This is a genomic window from Pontibacillus marinus BH030004 = DSM 16465 (assembly GCF_000425225.1).
GTDB classification, from domain to species: domain Bacteria; phylum Bacillota; class Bacilli; order Bacillales; family BH030062; genus Pontibacillus; species Pontibacillus marinus.
Genome location: NZ_AULJ01000001.1, coordinates 1 through 19420 on the forward strand (window position 1 = coordinate 1; position 19420 = coordinate 19420).

General features: G+C 36.8%; 24 protein-coding genes. 19 read left to right on the forward strand and 5 right to left on the reverse strand.

What is annotated here, in order from left to right:
* The first annotated feature begins 114 nt into the window (after nt 1–114).
* The 3 genes from H514_RS0100005 (at nt 115) to H514_RS0100015 (ending at nt 2121) form a co-directional block, all read left to right on the forward strand.
* Complete coding sequence (locus H514_RS0100005; protein WP_027445099.1) at nt 115–474, forward strand: hypothetical protein; 360 nt, start codon at nt 115–117, stop codon at nt 472–474.
* Nucleotides 475–933: 459 nt separating this feature from the next.
* Nucleotides 934–1659, forward strand: coding sequence for a threonine/serine exporter family protein (locus H514_RS0100010; RefSeq protein WP_051254959.1), 726 nt, complete (start codon nt 934–936; stop codon nt 1657–1659).
* Nucleotides 1660–1677: 18 nt separating this feature from the next.
* Nucleotides 1678–2121 (forward strand): threonine/serine exporter family protein, encoded by a 444-nt coding sequence (locus H514_RS0100015; protein WP_027445101.1) that lies wholly within the window; start codon nt 1678–1680, stop codon nt 2119–2121.
* 197 nt (nt 2122–2318) lie between these two features.
* Here the strand turns inward: H514_RS0100015 and H514_RS0100020 are convergent, their stop codons facing one another.
* Nucleotides 2319–3356, reverse strand: coding sequence for a LacI family DNA-binding transcriptional regulator (locus H514_RS0100020; protein WP_027445102.1), 1038 nt, complete (start codon nt 3354–3356; stop codon nt 2319–2321).
* Between the two features lie 245 nt (nt 3357–3601).
* Between H514_RS0100020 and H514_RS0100025 the strand changes: the two genes are divergently transcribed.
* The 13 genes from H514_RS0100025 to H514_RS0100085 all read left to right on the forward strand — a co-directional run bounded on the left by H514_RS0100025 (nt 3602) and on the right by H514_RS0100085 (nt 12773).
* Nucleotides 3602–4357, forward strand: coding sequence for an SDR family oxidoreductase (locus H514_RS0100025; protein WP_027445103.1), 756 nt, complete (start codon nt 3602–3604; stop codon nt 4355–4357).
* 24 nt (nt 4358–4381) lie between these two features.
* Entirely contained in the window at nt 4382–4903 is a 522-nt protein-coding gene (locus H514_RS0100030) for a P-loop NTPase family protein (RefSeq protein ID WP_027445104.1), read from the forward strand.
* The gene (locus H514_RS0100035; protein WP_027445105.1) at nt 4900–5742 is read left to right on the forward strand and encodes a protein phosphatase 2C domain-containing protein; all 843 of its coding nucleotides are present in this window, start codon (nt 4900–4902) and stop codon (nt 5740–5742) included. Before H514_RS0100030 ends, H514_RS0100035 begins: the two co-directional genes overlap by 4 nt.
* 512 nt (nt 5743–6254) lie before the next feature.
* Nucleotides 6255–7118, forward strand: a complete 864-nt coding sequence (locus H514_RS0100040; RefSeq protein ID WP_027445106.1) for a CvfB family protein — start codon at nt 6255–6257, stop codon at nt 7116–7118.
* 316 nt (nt 7119–7434) lie between these two features.
* Nucleotides 7435–8346, forward strand: a complete 912-nt coding sequence (locus tag H514_RS0100045) for a glycine betaine ABC transporter substrate-binding protein (protein WP_027445107.1) — start codon at nt 7435–7437, stop codon at nt 8344–8346.
* Between the two features lie 161 nt (nt 8347–8507).
* Nucleotides 8508–8936, forward strand: a complete 429-nt coding sequence (locus tag H514_RS0100050) for a VOC family protein (RefSeq protein ID WP_027445108.1) — start codon at nt 8508–8510, stop codon at nt 8934–8936.
* 25 nt (nt 8937–8961) lie between these two features.
* On the forward strand, nt 8962–9225 hold the full coding sequence (locus tag H514_RS0100055) for a hypothetical protein (protein WP_027445109.1): 264 nt from the start codon (nt 8962–8964) through the stop codon (nt 9223–9225).
* Between the two features lie 86 nt (nt 9226–9311).
* Complete coding sequence (locus H514_RS0100060) at nt 9312–10553, forward strand: MFS transporter (RefSeq protein WP_027445110.1); 1242 nt, start codon at nt 9312–9314, stop codon at nt 10551–10553.
* A 66-nt stretch (nt 10554–10619) separates the two neighbouring features.
* Entirely contained in the window at nt 10620–11057 is a 438-nt protein-coding gene (locus H514_RS0100065; protein WP_027445111.1) for a GNAT family N-acetyltransferase, read from the forward strand.
* Between the two features lie 12 nt (nt 11058–11069).
* The gene (locus H514_RS0100070; protein WP_027445112.1) at nt 11070–11432 is read left to right on the forward strand and encodes a hypothetical protein; all 363 of its coding nucleotides are present in this window, start codon (nt 11070–11072) and stop codon (nt 11430–11432) included.
* A gap of 36 nt (nt 11433–11468) precedes the next feature.
* Nucleotides 11469–12077 carry a class I SAM-dependent methyltransferase gene (locus H514_RS0100075; protein ID WP_027445113.1) on the forward strand — a complete coding sequence of 203 codons (609 nt, stop codon included), beginning with the start codon at nt 11469–11471 and terminating at the stop codon, nt 12075–12077.
* 49 nt (nt 12078–12126) lie between these two features.
* Complete coding sequence (locus H514_RS0100080) at nt 12127–12333, forward strand: hypothetical protein (protein WP_027445114.1); 207 nt, start codon at nt 12127–12129, stop codon at nt 12331–12333.
* A 23-nt stretch (nt 12334–12356) separates the two neighbouring features.
* Nucleotides 12357–12773: a hypothetical protein gene (locus H514_RS0100085; protein ID WP_027445115.1), complete on the forward strand. Its 417-nt coding sequence runs from the start codon at nt 12357–12359 to the stop codon at nt 12771–12773.
* Nucleotides 12774–12819: 46 nt separating this feature from the next.
* On the opposite strand, the gene H514_RS0100090 is transcribed toward H514_RS0100085, so the two are convergent.
* Together H514_RS0100090 and H514_RS22045 are read right to left on the reverse strand one after the other, a co-directional pair.
* A complete protein-coding gene (locus H514_RS0100090) occupies nt 12820–14019 on the reverse strand; it encodes a cation:proton antiporter (RefSeq protein WP_027445116.1) in 1200 nt (399 codons plus the stop codon).
* A gap of 163 nt (nt 14020–14182) precedes the next feature.
* Complete coding sequence (locus H514_RS22045) at nt 14183–15547, reverse strand: sensor domain-containing diguanylate cyclase (RefSeq protein WP_051254936.1); 1365 nt, start codon at nt 15545–15547, stop codon at nt 14183–14185.
* 661 nt (nt 15548–16208) lie between these two features.
* Between H514_RS22045 and H514_RS24490 the strand changes: the two genes are divergently transcribed.
* Nucleotides 16209–16460 carry a hypothetical protein gene (locus tag H514_RS24490; RefSeq protein ID WP_154657279.1) on the forward strand — a complete coding sequence of 84 codons (252 nt, stop codon included), beginning with the start codon at nt 16209–16211 and terminating at the stop codon, nt 16458–16460.
* A 442-nt stretch (nt 16461–16902) separates the two neighbouring features.
* Entirely contained in the window at nt 16903–17508 is a 606-nt protein-coding gene (locus tag H514_RS0100105) for a DUF3267 domain-containing protein (protein ID WP_027445118.1), read from the forward strand.
* A gap of 26 nt (nt 17509–17534) precedes the next feature.
* Here the strand turns inward: H514_RS0100105 and H514_RS0100110 are convergent, their stop codons facing one another.
* Nucleotides 17535–18224, reverse strand: coding sequence for a DUF421 domain-containing protein (locus tag H514_RS0100110; RefSeq protein WP_027445119.1), 690 nt, complete (start codon nt 18222–18224; stop codon nt 17535–17537).
* Nucleotides 18225–18269: 45 nt separating this feature from the next.
* Nucleotides 18270–18965, reverse strand: coding sequence for a YetF domain-containing protein (locus H514_RS0100115; RefSeq protein ID WP_027445120.1), 696 nt, complete (start codon nt 18963–18965; stop codon nt 18270–18272).
* 96 nt (nt 18966–19061) lie between these two features.
* Between H514_RS0100115 and H514_RS0100120 the strand changes: the two genes are divergently transcribed.
* The gene (locus H514_RS0100120; RefSeq protein ID WP_027445121.1) at nt 19062–19385 is read left to right on the forward strand and encodes a hypothetical protein; all 324 of its coding nucleotides are present in this window, start codon (nt 19062–19064) and stop codon (nt 19383–19385) included.
* Nucleotides 19386–19420: the final 35 nt, after the last annotated feature.

Here is a 19420-nt window from a genome sequence, read left to right on the forward strand (position 1 = left end):
TAACGGGTGCAATAGTGGAACAAGGAGTTGTCGATGCGGTAGTTCCTATTGTGTTAAAGAAGCATGATAATTGAATAAAGGCTGGAAGATCTAAACTCGAAAGTGGGGGGTTATGTGAAAGGCAATTTATTATTAATAGTTGTACTGGCTACTTGTTTTTTAACATCTTGTAATAATACGGATCAAGTAGATCAAGATGGTGGTCCCCGTTATACAGAAGAAATTTTAGACATTGATTCGTCTGATAACAAAATACTTGTTAAAGGCAACAGTGAATGCGGAGACTTTTGGTTTAACATAACAAACGAAACATCCTTAACAGAGACTTCAGGCGAAGCAATCACATTTGAAGACCTTGAAGAAGGAGATGTTGTTGACCTTTGGTTTACAGGAGATTTCTCATTGAATTGTTCTCAAGGGGAATTCGTTCAAAAAGAAGAATATACATTAGTCTTTTTAGAAGTTAAGAAATGATAATACGAATCTTGTTCAACTAAAGGGTGCTTTAGTTGAAGAAGAAAGAGCATTTTCCGATAAGGAATTTGCTCTTTTTTTGTGGTCGAAATTGCATTCGTTCTTTCACCTAAAATTGCAGGTCTTCAATAATTATTGTAGATGTGCAAATTGGGGTGCATTTTCTTATGCAAATAACTACTGAAACCACATATGAACATTGATATAACAACAAATAATGAGCGTCAAATTGCTATGCAATTCAACGCTCATTTTATAATGCATTTTTATTGTTTATGCTCCAAAAGTTAACTACTTAGAATGAGTCACCTGTCTATCCTCTTCTCTTCATACTGTTCTCTGTTTGCTATTTCGTTTAGCAGTTGCTTCTCTTGCCCATAATCAGCTACACTTTAAACACATGTATAATGGAAAAAGAGGAGGGTGCATTTGGATACGGCACATACTCAAAAGCTTGAGATGGTAGAGCTTTGCTTATTAATTGGGAGAATTATGCTTCAAAATGGAGCTGAAACCTATCGCGTAGAAGATACGATGACAAGAATCGCCGCTTCATATGGGAAGGAAGATGCACAAAGCTTTGTAACGCCTACAGGCATTTTCTTCTCTGTAAGTCGAGTAGAACCGGCGAAACTTGTTCGCGTTTATGACCGTGCAACGAATTTAAGCAAAGTGACAGCCGCTAACAATATCTCTCGCAACATTACAGGAGGGCGTTTAACTATAGCAGAAGCTTATGAGCAATTATCTGTAATCGATACCGCAGGCCCTCATTATTCGTTAGCCACACAAGTTGCAGCAGCTTCCATTGCTAGTGGTTGTTTTGCCATCATGTTTCAAGGAAATTGGTATGATTTCCTTCCGGCCTGCATCTCTGGAGGAGCAGGGTTTGTCGTGCTTTTATTACTGCATCACCTGTTTAAAATTAAATTTTTCGCTGAATTCTTAGCTTCGTTATTAATTGGGACACTAGCCTATTTGTTTATATCAGTTGGGGTTGGACATGAGACAGATAAAATCATTATAGGGTCTGTTATGCCCCTAGTGCCCGGGCTTCATATTACGAATGCAGTTCGAGATTTAATGGCAGGACATTTGGTGTCGGGATTATCGAAAGGAGCGGAAGCCTTCCTCACAGCTACTGCGATCGGTGGAGGCGTGGCGATTGCTTTTTCAATTTTTTAAAGAGGGAGGGGGACGTATATGATTGCTGAACAATTTATCACAAGTTTTATAGCTTCAGCTTCATTTGGCATACTCTTCCAGGCTCCGAAAAGTACAATCCTTAAATGTGGGTTAGTGGGGACCATAGGATGGGTCATATACATATTATTTTTGGCATCCAATATGGATGCAATGACAGGTGCGTTTGTTGCATCCTTTGTTATTGCCATGATTGGACAGTTCTTTGCCAGGATCTATAAAACGCCCGTTATTGTATTTAGTGTAGCCGGTATTATACCTTTGGTACCTGGAGGGCTAGCCTATGATGCCATGCGTCACTTTGTCCAAAATAATTATGGAGAAGCTTTACCTACAGCAGCAAGTGTATTTATGAACTCAGGCGCAATCGCCATTGGGCTTGTGCTCTCAGAAGTGATGAACCAGGTTTTGAGGAAGATGAGGAAACGAGAGTTGTGGAGATGATCAAGCCCACACATTGATGTGATTTAACACCATAAAAAACTCCTATCAAAGTGATGGGATGCGTTAGTTGGAGATAGACTTGGGAATATCTCGGATCCAAGTCTTCCTGACAGGGCGCGATAGTTGAATAATCCCACAAAATAAAAAAGCGTCTAGGGCTATCCCTAGACGCTTTTTTGTGCTTTTTTTTGACCAATTTAAGAAATTGAATTCGAACTTTCTTCCTGAACCAAAGGCTTACAGGACTCACGAACAACTAACTCAATCGGCACCACAACACTTTCGGCTATTTTCTGTTGTGAATTGATTTGTTTGATGAGTAAATCAGCCGATTCTTTACCGATTAAGGTTGTGTCTTGTCGGACGGTTGTAAGAGGTGGATTTATGAATTGTGCTAGTTCAATATCATCAAATCCGATGATGGAGAAATCATCAGGTACTTGATACCCAGCTTCTCTAATTGCATCGATCGCACCAATAGCTAAATTATCTGCAGCTGCAAATACAGCAGTTGGTGGGTTCTGAAGAGATAAGAGCTTTTTCATGGCATTGTAGCCACCTTCTCGTGAGAAGTAATCTCCATTAACGATATAATCATCCGGCACATCTAATCCCATTGTTTTGGTGGAAGTTAAGAAGCCATTTCTTCTTTCTTGACCAGCAAATGTTGTTGCGTGCCCAGCGATATGGGCTATAGATCGGTGACCTAAAGAATACAAGTATTCCACAGCCTTATAACTTCCTGCAAAGTTATCGGAATTTACGACTGCAGATTCTTTACTATGTAGGTCTATGACTACAGTAGGGATAGAAGAGTCCATTAACTCTTTTACTTGCTCATCATTAAAACGAGAGCAAACGACCACGACTCCGTCTACACCCCGATATTTAAATTGCTCTAAGTAGCTCTTTTGTTGATTGTTTATCATTCTAGATGCAAATAATAAATCATATCCAAGAACCTCAACATTCTTTCTGAAGCTTTCAATAACTGCATTAAAGAAAGGATGCTTCATTCCAATGCCTAGAGATTCAATAAAGATAACGCCTATGGTCCATGACTTTTTCGTCGTTAATGTTCTGGCGTGGGAGTTAGGCAAATACCCCATTTCCTCAACAGCTTCTAAAATAGCTTTCTTTGCCTTCTGGCTAACATCAGCATAATTGTTTAATGCCTTAGAAACCGTCGTTACAGAGTATCCTGTTTTCTTTGCTATATCGTATATCGTTACCATTTATCATTACACCCTCTCAAGCATCGAAAGCGCTTTCGATAACATCATAATATGTACTTACTAATATTGCAAGGAAAAAATCTCGAAATCACAATAGTTACAAGGCTTGCCATTTATAGTCGGAATACACTAATCATCATTTCCTAAAAAATTAAAACTTTTCTTTATCTTTTTCTGTTTTCATTATACGTTAGTAGGAAGAAGATGTAAGGGATTCGAGAAAGCCAATTGAGGTGTTATGGAAAATGAATAAACTAGATAAAAAGATTGCGCTAGTAACAGGTGTGAGTCACAGTGAGGGAATTGGCGCTGCTGTTTGCCGTAAGTTAGCAAAAGAAGGGGCGCACATATTCTTTTTACATTGGGAGGCAGAAGAGAATTGGACTCGAGCGTTTCAAGAAGAAATTAGAGAACTTGGAGCAGAATGTAACCATTTAGAAGTTGATTTATCCCATGCTGACGCTGTGAATGACTTGCTAAAGAGCGTGACCGAACAAATGGGGTTACCAGATATTATAGTGAACAACGCAGCTGTTTCACAAAACGGGGGATATGAAGAGTTGAGTGCAAAAATGTTAGATGATCATTATGCTGTGAACATGAGATCAACGTTTCTTTTATGCACAGAGTTCGCTCGTCAATTTAAGAACTCTAGCAAAAAGAAGGGAAGAATCATCAATCTGACATCAGGCCAGGCTTTAGGGCCAATGATGGACGAACTAGCTTATGTGGCAACAAAAGGAGCGATATCTGCTTTCACTCAATCTTTATCAGCAGAAATTGCCCACTTAGGTATTACGGTAAATGCGGTGAATCCAGGTCCTACAGATTCAGGATGGATGAATGAAGAGATCAGACAACACTTATTGCCGAAGTTTAAATCTGGACGAATTGGAGTTCCCGAGGATGCTGCAAAAGCTATCGCCTTCCTAGCCAGTGAGGATGCAGATTGGGTTACAGGTCAGATCCTAAATTCAGAGGGTGGCTTTTTGAGAGACTAGTATATGAGTTGAAGTGGTGATCACGTGGAAAAGAACTTAAACAAAATCCATATTATCGGTTCAGTTGGAAGCGGAAAAACAACACTAGCAAGAAACCTCTCATCACAGTTACGTATTCCACATTATGAGTTAGACAATGTCGTGTGGAAGAAGTCAGAGAATGGTGATATTCGACGAACTGAACAGGAACGAGATAACTATTTATCAAGTATTGTTCAATCAAAACAATGGACTATAGAAGGGGTCCATCATAAATGGGTAGGGGAGAGTTTTCACGAAGCAGATCTCATTATTTTTCTAGATACTCCTTATTCAATAAGAAATTATAGAATCATAAAGCGTTTTTTCTTACAAAAGATAGGGGCCGAAAAAGCTAATTACATTCCGACGTTTCAAATATTTAAGAGAATGTTTGTGTGGAATAAAAACTATGAAAATATAGAGAAGCCTGAGATCTTAAACATGTTAACTGAATACAATCATAAGCTGGTCATTTTAAAAGATAATAAAGAAATCAAGAAATTATTAGGTGGTGAGCGATTATGAAAATAGAGTCACTTACGTATAAAGGTGTGGGAGAACTAAATGAAGATTCCCTAATAATAAATGATGAAATGGCTCTATATGGAGTAGCGGATGGTGTATCATCTCTAGTGCCTTTTAAAAGTGATGACAATCTTACAGGTGGATACATCGCATCGAACGAAGTGAAAAGGTATTTTGAACATCTACATCAGATCAATCATTTATCTGAAGACTTGTTTGTAATCAATCGAAATCTACGAGAGAAAATGGAAGAGAACGGAATTGATATGGTAAAGAAAGAACAGCTTTGGGGGACGGCTTTAGCACAAGTAAGGGTTAATGAGAATGGAGTAGAATTTATTCAAACAGGGGATTGTATGATCCTTGCTGTTTATCAGGATGATCATGTTCGACCATTAACTCATCTTCAAACCGAACACTTAGAAAGTAAAGTCCTCAATAGATGGAAAGAGCTTGTACACAATGGAGTGAACAATAGAGATGATTTAATGAAGGAAGTAAAAGATACTCTTGTTTCTAACCGTATGAAAAGTAATACGCCTGAAGGGTATGGTGTATTGAATGGAGAAGAGGATGCCATTCATTATACAGAGTACGGAAAAATCAATAAAATTGGATTAAAGTACCTTATTCTTATAACTGATGGATTATTCTTACCCTCTGAGAGTGTGCCTGCCGCTGAGAATTATTGGGGTTATGTTGCTCAAAGTCTTCTTCATAAGGGGCTAGAGCAGTATGCAAATGACCTAATTGAGCTTGAGGAATCTGATCCGGAATGTTTGAAGTACCCAAGGTTCAAAAAGTCTGATGATAAAGCAGGTCTTGTGATTACTTTTTAATTTTTGGAGTGATATTGTGCGGATCGCCAATAAGATAGGTATGGGACTAATTGTATTGTTTCTTTGTTGGTTTTCTTACACGTTCTATACATATCAAGAGGCAGCTAAACTAATTCCTCTATTTGTAGGGTTGTTTATTGCTATCCCGTGTTTTATTTTGTATTTCTTATTCGTGTACTTATATAGGAACTACCCATACACAAGGAAGTTATTATGGGCTATCCCCGTTATCTTGTTCATCTATTACATTTTAATTGAAACTCATTACCCGAGTTTATGGGAAGAATTATTTTGAGAAAGGTGGGTTTTATTTTGCTACTGTACCAGCATTTATGTTATTACTTGAATTGTATTTGAGAATATTTAAAATTAGTTTCACATAAATAACGAGCTTCTGTATAATAGACATATTTCAGTATAGATTAGCAAAAGACACAAATATAACGGTTTTGGATAAATGGGATAGGACAAAATCTTACCCAAATTTGAAGTAGTTAGGATGAATAAGATACATGAATACATTAGAAGTTGGCACGGTCGGTACGTTTACGGTCGCAAGAACCATTGAACATGGTTATGTACTAACAGATGGTCGCGAAGAGATTATGCTGCATTTCAATGATGCTGTTGAAGAAGTAGAAGTAGACGAGGAGCTTGAAGCGTTTCTTTATCATGACAAACAAGGGAAAATGGTAGCGACAACTTATATTCCTGAGATCGATTTTGACACATATGCTTGGTGCGAAGTTGTAGATGTAGTCAATAATCTTGGGGTTTTTGTGGATATTGGTATGCCAAAGCACATTTTGGTTTCGATTGATGATCTTCCTCCAAAGAAGAGTTTATGGCCTTTTGTCCATGATGAATTGTACGTTTGTTTAAAATTGGATAAAAGCAATCGCCTCATTGCGAAGCCTGCGACAGAAAACATTATCGAATATGAAGCGGAACCAGCACCTGAAGACCTTTTGCACAAACCAATTAGTGGTCGCGTTTATCGCCTGAACCCAGAGATATCTGCAATTTATACAGAAGAAGGATATCAAGGGTTTATCCATCATACCGAGCGTAAAGAAGAACCGAGACTTGGAGAATGGGTAAAAGGACGCGTCATCGAAGTGAAAGGGGTAGGTTCCTTAAACGTCTCCTTACGTCCTGTGAAAGAGGAAGCATTAAGTGAAGATGCTGAGCAGATCCTACGCTATTTGGAGAAAAACGGTGGTGAAATGACCTTCACCGATAAAAGTGATCCAGATGCCATTCGTGATACGTTTAAGATCAGTAAGGCTGCGTTTAAACGTGCATTAGGGACGTTAATGAAGCAAAAGAAAGTGAAGCAGGAGGATGGGAAAACCATCCTGATTAGTGATCAATAGCATTATGTAATAAAGAACTTATCTTATTTAAGGTAAGTTCTTTTTTTTGAACAATTAGATTTAATTTGGAAAAAATGCTTCAAAGAAAGAGAAAAGTGAACAAAATAAAAGAACACCCTTTATATGGTTTATTAAGTTCAAACTTTACGTTCTATATAAACGTATGTAACTGATTTTACTTTTTGAAACATAGTTTAAAAATCTATATCATTTAATTTGTTTACTGCTTTTTTACATAAGTTTAGAACATTTTATCCAATAGAATGCTTTTCTGTAGCTGAAAAAGTAGAACCATAAGTGAAGAGGGAGAGGTATTATGTTACAAATGAATTGGAAAAGAATAGGGGTAGTTGCGGGTTTATCTTTATCCCTTGTAGCAGCTGGCTGTGGACAAGAGAAAGACAATGCAACTAAAAATGAGAATGACACGAGTATTGGTGAAAAAATTGAATACACCATTACTGGAATTGAGCCTGGTGCCGGAATTACTGAAGCAACGGATAATGCCTTAGAAGAGTATGGAAACCTTGCAGGCTGGGAGCATGATAAATCATCAACAGCTGCGATGTTAACTTCACTAGATAATGCAATTAAAGATAAGGAGCCTATTATAGTAGCTGGATGGTCCCCTCACTTTATGTTTGCCAAGTGGGATTTAAAATACTTAGAAGATCCAAAAGGTGTATATGGTAAAGTAGAACGGATCCAAACAATTGCAAGAAAAGGTTTAAAAGAAGACAAGCCTAAAGCCTATAAGATTCTTGATCGATTCCATTGGGATCCTGCTGACATGGAATCAGTTATGCTTGATGCCCAAAACATGGATTTTGATGAAGCTGCCCAAAAATGGGTAGATACTAATCAGGAAAAGGTTAAAGAGTGGACAAAAGGGATTGAATCTGTAGATGGTACGCCTGTTGAGTTAGTATTGACCCCTTGGGATACAGAGCGTTCTTCAGCCAATGTTGCTAAAGTCGTATTAGAATCAAAAGGGTTTGATGTAACACTTACTGCAGTATCCCCATCTATCATGTTTAAAGCCATTGCATCAGGTGATGGTGATGCTTCACTTGCTCCATGGATGCCCGCAACTCACGGTGCCTTCTATGAAGATTATGAAGGTGAGTTTGAAGACCTAGGAGAAAACTTAAAAGGGGCCAAGATCGGTCTAGTTGTACCATCCTATATGGACATTGAATCGATTGAAGATCTTAAGTCTGCAGAATAATGATATAAAAGTAATGCCGTATCACTTTAATAGTGGTACGGCATTATTCTTTTTTTAGTGGTAAAGAGTGAGGATTGGAGGAATTTTGAATTGTATCTTGAAGAAGTAACAATGACATAAAAAGGGAAATTTCACTTAAAAACTACATAAGGAGAGATTGGATGGTATTACAGCGTGTAAGTTTAATTACAATAGGGTGCTTCGATTTACCACAAGTTCGAAAGTTCTATAATGATTTAGGTTGGGAAGAAACGGATCATGGTTATGCAGATTATGCAGTTTTTAAAACGGCAGGAGTCATGCTATCCCTCTACTCAGTTAAAAAGTTGGCTCAGGATGCTGGGTTAGAACTGCCAGACTCCCAAAACGTTTTTAAAGGTGTAACATTTGCCATCAATGTTGATGAGCCCAAGCAGGTTGATGAAATCATTGGGCAGGTAAAGGTTGTTGATGGAAAAATTATAAGTGAGCCAAAAGATGAGGGAAGTTTTCGTTCGGCTTCTTTCGCTGATCCTGAAAATAACATCTGGGAAGTGGCTTATAATCCAGATTCGACTTTTGATGAAAGAGGAGCGATGTTAACGATTTAGAGAACCTTTCCAATGGAGGAACATGATGATATTTATTTTATTAGTGATCTTACTATTCATTTGTATTGGTTGTTATATTGAAGGAAAAACAGAGAGAAAAGGGTTGAAGTTGGTTTTAAGCATCTCTTTAGCCATTATGCTTTCTTTTATGATGGAAGCAACATTACATAGTTTGGTGGAGAACGAGATAATGGAAGGGATGCTAGCATTAATCTCTTATTATGCCTTACCAATCATTACATTCGGTATTTTTCAGCTTCTTCTTTATGAGATTAGGATGTTTGAATAAAGTTATAAGGTTTTACGGTGATTCGGAAGGGAATGGAGTTTAATGGAAATAAACTTGAGATAGGTGTATAAAGTTTAGGTGGTAAAATGTTCAAGCTCACAAATCGTAAGAAAAATATGAGTGTCATAGTATCCAATCAATTCCTCACTGCATTAGCAGACAGCGTGTATGATGTAGCGATCTTTTGGTACATCTATGATCAATCAGGTTCCGCCCTGTTAGCTTCAATTGTTACGGCTATTAGTTTTATAACCCAAATCTTAGCAGGACCTTTTATTGGAGTGTTAGCCGATTACAAAAATCCGAAATGGACGATGCAATTAGGCTTTACCCTTATGATCTTTGTGGGTATAAGCATGGCTTTTATCTATTACTTTCTATTAGATTACTTTGTTATTTTACTTTATCTGGGTGTAATTATTCATGACATTGGCATGGCTACTATTAAACCAGCGAAAAGTAAGCTTCTCCCACGTATTGTAGGAACGGAAAGAATCGTTCAGGTGAATGGGTATATATCATCTTCCTCTCAAATTGCCCTAACTTTAGGCAAATCTATGAGTGGTTTTTTAATTGCTTTCATTGGATTTATAGGAGTAATGCTTTCTCATGCTGCCTTGTATTTACTAGCTAGCATTTTACTGAAACTTTTAATAGATTTCACTTTATCTCAAACAAACGAATCTGAAGAGAATGCAGAAAGTGAAAGGGAAAACAAGAAACAATCCTATATTTCAGATATCAAAGATGCATTTCAATTAATGCGCTCGTTTCGTCCTTTATTTAAACTGATTGTGATTGGGATGGTGATCAATGTAGCATCTGTAATTGGGCCGTTGTTTGTAGTGATTGTGCGTGAGCAATATAGCTCTGGTCCCATTGTTTTTGGTTGGTTTAATGCTGTGGGTGCTATAGCCGGAGTAGTCGTTGGTCTATTCGCTAACCGAATTATCAATTTTGTTAAGCCTTACATGATGTTTGGTCTAAGTATGAGTGGAGCGGGGCTTTCCATGATATTGGTTGGAACATTGTCTAATATTTATGCAGGTATGGGTGTATATTTTATTATGAGTTTCTTCCTCACTGTATTTAATATCGCCTTTTCTTCGCTACTGATCACGTTAGTAGAAGATGAGTATCGAGGTAGGGTCAATAATTTAACTACAGCTTTCGCGACTATCATGATTCCCGTCTTTTCGGTACTAGGAGGCTTTGTTGCTGATCAAATCTCAGCTAGTATTGTTTATATCTTTGCTGGGGTTTGGGTAGTGGTTTGGGGGATAATGATATACCTGGATAAAGATATAAGGGAAATTGAAAGTGTTTAATAATTTATAGAATAGAGTTTTATCATATTATAAAATAGTTTTAACAAAAGCAAAGGGGTCCTTAAAATGAATACACCACACATTAAAGAACTACAGACAAAAGAAGAAATCCTAGAAGCCTATCCGGTAATAAATCAACTACGTTCACACCTAGATGAAATAGAATATCTAGATTTGGTTTTAGAGGCCAAAGAAGTAGATCGGTATAAAATGTTTGCTTTATTTGATCAAGAACAAATAGTGGCTGTTACAGGTTTCAAGCCGATGACCACGCTTTATTATGGTAGATTCGTTTGGGTCTGTGACTTGGTTACAGATCAAAATAATCGATCAAATGGGTATGGAGAAAAGCTTCTCTCCTTTGTACATGATTGGGCAAATGAACATGACTTTGCAAGTGTGGCACTTTCCTCAGGGTTAAAACGGACGGACGCTCATCGTTTTTATACGGATCGAATGGACTATGACAAAGTAAGTTATGTTTTTAAAAATTCCTTGAAGTAAGGAGGAATCAGGTTGAGTTATGTATTACTCTATTTTTATAAGATAGAACCCGAAAAGGTTGAGCGATTCTTTGAAATATTTAAACAAACGAAAGAAAAATATATAGAATATGGTGGGGAAGCGGAAGAGGTTTTTAAATTAGAAGAGCCAGACAAGAGCTATGGACTACATACACTTGATAAGGAATTAAATCTCGGTACCCATGAAGAATTATGGTTGGGGTTAGTTAGATTTAATTCTGAAGAGCATGCCAAAGAAGTTATGGAGAAGTTTGACCGGGATGAGAAAGTTAACGAACTTTATAATGAATTTATTTCATCCGTTACTCCACTGAACAAGATTACATTTGGGGAGTTTAAAAAACATAGTTACTGATTATAGATTAAAAGCTTTTAAAAAGGAGGTGTAAGGGTGAAGCAAGAGAAGCTCATTAAAAAGTATAATAAACACGTGAACATGTATGAGAAGAACTTGAACAACCCAACTCTAGGTAAGTGGAGAAGTCGGATTATAAAAAGCGCCAAAGGGAACGTACTAGAGGTTGGGATTGGTGTAGGCTCAAACTTCCCTTACTATGATAAAAATAATGTGCACGTTACAGGTGTCGATTTTAGTCCTGAAATGATCAAGAGTGCTAAACAAACAGCTAAGCAGTATGGAATTGATGCTGATTTCATTCAAGAAGACGTGGAAAGCCTTAAGGTAGAGCCTCATTCTTTTGACACGGTGTTATCAACGCTCTCCCTATGTAGTTATCCAAATCCAAGTGAAGTATTAAATCAGTTTAATGATTGGTGCAAAAAAGATGGTACAGTTCTTTTAATGGAACACGGAATAAGTTCAAATGCTTTATTATCCTCTACTCAAAATGTTATAGATCCTCTTTTCAAGAAAGTCGCTGGTTGTCATTGGAATCGAAACATTCTTGAGATTGTAGAAAGCTCTCCATTACAGGTTGAGCATGTGGAAAGATATTGGTCTGGTATGGTCTATTTAATCTGGGCGAAACCTACTAAATAGCAACATTTTATCAATAAGACTTTAGCAAGTATTGAAGGAGGAATACATATTGAGTAAATTAGATGGTTATATGAAGTTTCGGCTCATCTTTCATTCTTTTATTTTGCTATTCATTTCGGCTGTGATTTGGGCTTATTCAATAAAAGGGTTTCAAATCTCCTATATTATAATCGGAACAGTTATTGCATTAGATAGCATATATGGCTTGTTCAAATTATATCGAGAGGTTAAATCTCAAAATAAGACGGTAAGTTAAGGACAGATAGTGGGAGGTTCGCTTTGAAGAATAATGTACGATATTTCATACTATTTATTGTTTTTTCAGCTTCATTTACTTTTGGAGTATGGTTATTAGATGTGTTAGAAGGAAGTAAAATCACGAATACTGAACATGTTGATTTAAACGGCGGTCTCCTATTCATTGTTTGGATGTTCACCTGGGTTTTGTTTGGTGCCATCATGGTGCCTTTGACATTGAGCATAGATAAGTTTATCAATCATGTAGTGATTAGAGTTTTGATTTACTCGTTAGTAGGTTACCTATTTGGAATGGTGGTATTCCATAGGAGTTTTGAACACATTCAAACTTATGAGCTAAATGAAATGACTTCTTCCCTTATATTTCTGGGTGTTGGACTACTCTATGCGATAACAGACCAGTATACATATCGAAAGGTAACTGATGATGCTCATTAATAAGCCCCCATACAATATGGAGGCGAGGATAACAGATGTATAAATCTTACCTATTTTTCTTCCGCTGCAATAGGTTTGAAAGAGGATAGATCGTTATGCTTTGTAGGATGAGGGATAATAGTACAACCCCGAATGTTAAAGTAATAATCGTTTGTCCGTCACCACTAGCCTCTGTTTCGAAGCTTAATAAAAGGGCTACGGTCATCGTCCCTCTTATTCCTGACCATGTAATTAAGGAGATCTCCTTCAAATTATATTCGTTCTTCCATTGTGGGAACACCGAAATAATCCCATAAAGTACAATGAATCGTATGAATATAGATAGAACAAATATTATCAAAATAAAAATCCAAGCGCTTGGATTAAGATAATTGGTCGTATGAATGCCTATTAATAGAAAGATCAAGGATAAGATCGTTGGCTCAATCACTTCCCAAAAGCTATCTAAATACTCTCTATAGTGGGATTCTTTAATGGTATGGTCGAATTCCCAAGATAGCATGATCCCTGCTCCCACAGAAGCAAGTACGCCAGAAACGCCAAGATGCTCAGCAATCATAAAGCTGCCATACGCTAACACGATACTTAACATGACTTGATACTGTCTGTGCGAAGTAAGATGAACAGCTCTACTAACGAGCCAACCAAACAGAATTCCAATCGCTACACCACCAAGTGATACTTTTAGAAAGTCCACAACAAAAGTAGTGAATGAAAAAGAATGCTCTCCTATATAAATTCCTGTTAGTACTGTAAAGAATACAATACTCGTTCCATCGTTCACCATAGATTCGCCCTCTACCACATCTGCTATCTTTGGGTTATTGGCTGATTTCTTTAAAATCGAAACCACTGACACAGGATCTGTGGGTGTAAGAAGAGAAGCGATGAGTAATGCACTGATAAAAGATATTGATAGGAAAGGGTCACTAATGAAGTAAATACTACCTCCTAGCAACATAGCTGTTAAAAGCAACCCCACTGTACTAAGCGTAACAATTATACCTAAATGCTCTTTTAAATTTGAGAAAGGGAATTGGTAAGCTGATATAAATAGCAGTGCCGGTAAGAAGATTTCATAGATTAAAGTATGAGAAATTGTGATATCTGAAAAAAATGGTATAAAAGAAAGTCCAATCCCGAGTAATAAAAGAACCATAGGCACAGGGAAATTCTTTTGCTTTTTATCAATTGTAAAAATAAAATATCCAATAAATAATAATAGGATGATTTGTTCTAAAGCCACAATGGTTTCCTCCTTTTTTCCCTGTTATCAGCCAAGGTATGGGTGATATATATTGAACCTTTACCCACAACCAGGTTCTAAACAAACTTTTAAAATTGAGGAGATGGATTTTTAAGAAAAAGACAGGTAAGCCTCGGTGACTATCCTGTCTTTTTACTCTGAATTACGACCAAATTGTTGAGCGATTTCGACCCTCTATTTTGGCTTGATATAAAGCCTTATCCGCCCGTCTAAATAAGTTCTCCGCGGTTTGAGCGTGGACTGGATATTCTGCGACACCTATAGAAACGGTAATGGTTTTCCCTAATGGATTACGGACATTCTGAACAGTTACTCGGATTCTTTCTGCAATGCCGAAAGCACTCTTTGAGGAAAGGTGAGGTAATAGAACAACAAATTCCTCTCCACCATATCGGAAACATTGTCCATGCTCAGGGAGAACCGATTGTAACGTACTTGCTAAATGTTTTAATACTTCATCACCAGCCTGATGGGCATACGTATCATTAATTGACTTGAAATGATCAATATCGATAGCAAGTAAAGAAAATGCGATTCCTTGTCGTGTCCAATCATCCATTACTTCATTCATTTTACGACGGTTTGGGATTTCTGTGAGCGGATCCGTAGTCGCCTCTTGTAGAAGTTTATTATTACTTTCTTGCATGGAACTCATGGCGATTCTCACACTTTTCGTTAATAGATCAGCTTCTCGGTTCCAATGTTGAGATCTAGGCACAATTGCTGTTTGTCCGGATGCAAGTTTGTTTACAACATTGGCTAAATCATTAAAAGGCTTAGCAAGCATACGAGCAACTAAAATCGATAGTAATAGTAAAATGAAATAGGGAGGGAGTATATAAAGGACTAAGGTTTGGATATTATTAGTAAGTAACTCATCAATATAAGATACAGGTGTTTGTTGGACGACACCCCATCCTGTTTTCGGAACATAACTATAAGCAGCTAGCATTGGAATACCAATCGTATTGGTGACTTTCCTCTTTCCGCTTTCGCCCTCCATAAGCTTTTGAACAATAGGGTTATCTGTTACCTCTTGACCTATTCTGTTCCGATTTGGGTGAAAAAGTAACTTTCCTTCTGGACCGACCACATAATAATAAGACCCATTCTCCTCAACAATATCGTTCCCTAGAAGATCATTCAAAACATTACTTTCTTGAAGATAAATCGTTCCACCGATCATTCCTCTGTAGGTACCATTTTGGTCGTATAAAGGTTGGCTCATTAAAACAATGAGGCGTCCTGAGGGGCCGATATATGGGCTTGTAAGTGTAGCTTGTCTTGAGTCCAATACCTTCTTTGTCACACCTGTTATTTTTTCACCTTTTAAGCCTACACTAAGCGGGGATAGGCTACGAACAACCCCGTTTTGATCAATCCATGATAAAGAATTAAAATAATTACTCCCATTTCTCAGTAATTCAATTTGCTCCTGGATATCCTGATCAGATTGCTCCTCATGGTTAGTTAAATAAGTTGCAGTTTCCTCTAGACTTTTTCTCATGGATGTAATAATGAATTAACAGAACTACTAATCTTATTAGACTTGGAATAATTAAGAGAAAGATATGTATTTGTTAAAGATTTCTTTTCTGATTGATAGGAAGAAAACAATAGAATAACAATGGTTAAAATGACAGAAGCAGAAACAAGTCCAGTTAATAAAGTTATAAATCGAAATTTACGCCCTTTAAAAAAACTCTTCACAATAACAACTCCAATAACACAACTCGGTTTAAGTCTTTCGATACTAGAATAATAGGGAAATGGTCCCGAGTTCTATAATAAAATATTTTATCCTGAATTGAAATGGATATATGGATATTTATGTTAAGATGAGGGGGAGATAAGAGTGTATTATTTGATGTTAATATTGGAGAATGTGTGTCTGATTATTAAGATGATAAAGGAGCATTAGAGTATATTTCTTCACAATACTGGGTGGGCTTTATAGATAGATCTCCAAACAAAGGGGGGAGTGGAGTAAGGTGCATCCGAAAACAGTATTCGAGATCTTTTTATCTACAATTATTATAATCCTCATTTTCAGTGTTTCACTCTTTTTACCAAAAAAGTTTAGAAAATATAGTCTTATTACGGCTTCTTTAGTGACAGTGCTAATATGTTTGTTTTTTCCCCTAAGACCCTATTGGATTGATTATCAGGTGTCCATAAAAAGAGAACAATTAAATCACTACCTAGCTGAAACATATCCAAATCAAAAGTGGGAGATTACCCAGCGAGAAGGTAGAAGCTATAGTCCATATCAATTTAAAGTGGAATTTGATAATGAAACAAACTGGACTTATACCTATGCAGTGGTAAGTGAGCAAAAGATCTGTCAGGTGGTATGGACACCCCCACAAGGTAAATTTCCTGATGAAGGTGAGCATTTTGAAAAGGAAAGTTGTGACTAAAGTGAAGTTTTCGTGTACATGGAATAATACATGAAATTCTTAGTACTGAAATAAGTAACTTCTGATCTTGTTTACTCGTCAAATTAAGTAAATCAATTAGTTGAGGGAGAGGGATATTCATTAGAAAGCCCATTTTCTATACGGTTTGTGTTCTAATCCTTATTGCCCTCAGTGTGAATGTATGGAATCTCTATTCTGATTCTATAAACGCGCCAAGCTTAAATAAAGATGAAATTCAATCACTGATCGGTGAGGATTCGGGCCAAGAAATCAATATTAAGAACGTAAATCAAATGTCTGAAGCAGGAGAATACGTAGTGGTTTATCATGTCAAAAATGATCCATGCGAATATTACCGAGCTTGGATATCACTTGTTAATCAAAAAGTAACTGAAACAATAGGATATAAATGCAAATAGATCATGAATGAATGGGGGATAAAATGAAGATACAGAGTAAAATGCCTGAAACGAATGATCGGTTACATATCACTTTAATGGATAGTGGCTGGGTACCATTGAAGGAGCCTAAAAATCTTGTAACGGCAATTTTTCTTTCGATACCATTAATGTTTATTTCAACACTTCTTTCTCTTGGTATTATAAATCTGTTTTCCAGTTTGTCATTGGAGGAGTATGGCATAACAGATGATTCTTTATCCTTCACCATTCATTTAGGAATTTTGTTATGGATTGTCCTTCTTTTAATGTTTCATGAAATCCTTCATTTAGTTTTCGTACCGAACTTTCTAAAATCTAATAAAACGTTTGTAGGATTAACGTATTTTGGAGGATATGTGCTATCAGAAGAGGAGATCTCAAAGGCGAGGTACTTAGTCATCACACTTGCACCATATGTTATGATCTCAATAGTTTTGCCGATTTTACTTAGTATGATAGACCTGTTAACACCAACGCTGAAATTTTTAATCGTACTTAATGCAGCAGCTTCTTCTGTAGATTTACTTAATGTATATCTAATTACCAAACAAGTACCAAACAAATCAATGATCCGGAATAATGGAACCAAAACATATTGGAGGAATTAGCCATTACAAGGAGGCTCAACTTGGTATTAGATAGAATCCTCTTTCTTAACAACCAAAAGTGTGCGATCCTTTTGAAGCTCAGCATAAAGGACTTCCTTTACAGAAGAAACGTTATTCATGTGTAATTGGTTGTTCAGCCAAGACCTTGTTACGTTTAACTCTTTTAGATTTTTCTCAACAAGTGCTCCATCAACAATCACTTCACTTGGAACAACCAAATTAGGGGGAGGTACGAACTGGAAATCTTCTCGCGTAGGATTTTCATATTCTGGCTTTTTAAGCACACTGATCTGCCCATTCGGTTCCAAAATAGCATAATCCACTTCAGAGATTGTAAAAATGTTTTTGGCCCGCAGCATCATACTTAGATCATCTATATTTAACCGTTGAGAAGCTAGAGCTTTTTTTAACAATTTTCCTTTTTTGATCACAATGGTGGGTTGGCCATCTAAAAGAACTCTTGCTTTTCCGGACTTCATCCCAATATAAGCGACAAGAAATGTTAGCAATGCCCATAATGTTAAGGAGGAAATCCCTCCGAGCTTAGAAACATCGTGATTAACCATGATCTCTGCGGCCGTAGATCCAAACGTAATTCCAGTAACATAATTGAAAAATGTTAATTGTCCAATTTGTTTATGACCTAAAATTCTGGTTAATACGAGTAAAACAATAAAAGAAAGCGCAGTTCTTAAAAGCATTTCGTATGTTGACATAGACGTTTTCTCCTTGTTTTTATAAGCTTCGAGAGGAATTGATTATTAATGCAATGTGTCATTTCTGCTATCTATATACAGACTTCCATCATTCTGGATTTCTGCGTAGAAAACATCAGAAACAGATTGGATATTTGCTTGGGTAAGTTGTTGATTTACCCAATTCTCATCGAGATCCAATTTAGTTAAGTTGTCCTTATTAAGTTTGCCATCAGAAATGATTTCTGTTGGCATATCAACAGGGTTCATCTTAGGTGAGAGGTTCATATCTTTTTGGGTCACAGGTTTATCTTTATCCTTTTTCATAACAGAAAGCTTGCCATCTGTTTCTAAAATCGCATAATCAACTTCATTTATAGAAAAAACATTCTTTTCACGTAATTTTGCATTTAGCTCATTAATGTCCAAACGCAATTTGCGAAGTTCATTCTCCATGACTTGCCCTTGTTTGACGACAATAACAGGTTGCCCTTCAATGACATTACGAGCCGCTTTAGATTTAATATCGATATAACCCATAATAATTGTGAAGGCAGTCCAACCAACTAAAGCATAAATTCCGTTTCCAATACTTAAAGCCTGATCGATTGTTAATGATCCTGCCACTGTCCCCACCGCGATGGCAGATACAAAGTTAAAAAAGGTTAACTGGCTGATTTCTTTTCTACCCATTAGCCTGGTTAAAAGTAATAAAGTAATGAACGCAATAGCAATTCTTAAAGTTATTTCTAGAATTCCCATGTAAATCACCTCCTAACGTTGTATTGTTCCTATAAAAGAGCAATATATTCTGTTAGGGAAGGTGTGGAAATTCATAAAAAAATGGGAGGTCATTTCATGAATTGGGTTTTAATTCTTTGCACAGGTTTGTTGATCGTGAGCTTCATTATAAGTTGTAGTTATGCTATTCATTCAGTGAAAAAGAAGGGCGAAGGATTTATGCGCTATGGTAGTGAGGGAGCAGCCATTAATTTTTTATCAGGAATATTAGCAGGGATTATATGGTTCTTTTATGCAGGTCCTATAAATGTGTTTATGTTGTTTGGTGGAATGGTTTATATATTAGCTTGTACAGCGGTCTGTATATTGATTTTATGGGTTGTATTATTTGTTTATAAGCAGAGTGGACTTACACAAAAGCAATCTTATATGCAGGATTAAGGTAAAACAAAACGAGCATCGAATTCCAGCAGAAT

Excerpts from the sequence above, each read along its gene's own strand:
- H514_RS0100010 (WP_051254959.1), top strand. The coding sequence starts at position 934 with ATGGTAGAGCTTTGCTTATTAATTGGGAGAATTATGCTTCAAAATGGA.
- H514_RS0100015 (WP_027445101.1), top strand. The coding sequence starts at position 1,678 with ATGATTGCTGAACAATTTATCACAAGTTTTATAGCTTCAGCTTCATTT.
- H514_RS0100020 (WP_027445102.1), bottom strand. The coding sequence starts at position 3,356 with ATGGTAACGATATACGATATAGCAAAGAAAACAGGATACTCTGTAACG.
- H514_RS0100025 (WP_027445103.1), top strand. The coding sequence starts at position 3,602 with ATGAATAAACTAGATAAAAAGATTGCGCTAGTAACAGGTGTGAGTCAC.
- H514_RS0100035 (WP_027445105.1), top strand. The coding sequence starts at position 4,900 with ATGAAAATAGAGTCACTTACGTATAAAGGTGTGGGAGAACTAAATGAA.
- H514_RS0100040 (WP_027445106.1), top strand. The coding sequence starts at position 6,255 with ATGAATACATTAGAAGTTGGCACGGTCGGTACGTTTACGGTCGCAAGA.
- H514_RS0100045 (WP_027445107.1), top strand. The coding sequence starts at position 7,435 with ATGTTACAAATGAATTGGAAAAGAATAGGGGTAGTTGCGGGTTTATCT.
- H514_RS0100050 (WP_027445108.1), top strand. The coding sequence starts at position 8,508 with ATGGTATTACAGCGTGTAAGTTTAATTACAATAGGGTGCTTCGATTTA.
- H514_RS0100055 (WP_027445109.1), top strand. The coding sequence starts at position 8,962 with ATGATATTTATTTTATTAGTGATCTTACTATTCATTTGTATTGGTTGT.
- H514_RS0100060 (WP_027445110.1), top strand. The coding sequence starts at position 9,312 with ATGTTCAAGCTCACAAATCGTAAGAAAAATATGAGTGTCATAGTATCC.
- H514_RS0100065 (WP_027445111.1), top strand. The coding sequence starts at position 10,620 with ATGAATACACCACACATTAAAGAACTACAGACAAAAGAAGAAATCCTA.
- H514_RS22045 (WP_051254936.1), bottom strand. The coding sequence starts at position 15,547 with ATGAGAAAAAGTCTAGAGGAAACTGCAACTTATTTAACTAACCATGAG.
- H514_RS0100105 (WP_027445118.1), top strand. The coding sequence starts at position 16,903 with ATGAAGATACAGAGTAAAATGCCTGAAACGAATGATCGGTTACATATC.
- H514_RS0100110 (WP_027445119.1), bottom strand. The coding sequence starts at position 18,224 with ATGTCAACATACGAAATGCTTTTAAGAACTGCGCTTTCTTTTATTGTT.
- H514_RS0100115 (WP_027445120.1), bottom strand. The coding sequence starts at position 18,965 with ATGGGAATTCTAGAAATAACTTTAAGAATTGCTATTGCGTTCATTACT.
- H514_RS0100120 (WP_027445121.1), top strand. The coding sequence starts at position 19,062 with ATGAATTGGGTTTTAATTCTTTGCACAGGTTTGTTGATCGTGAGCTTC.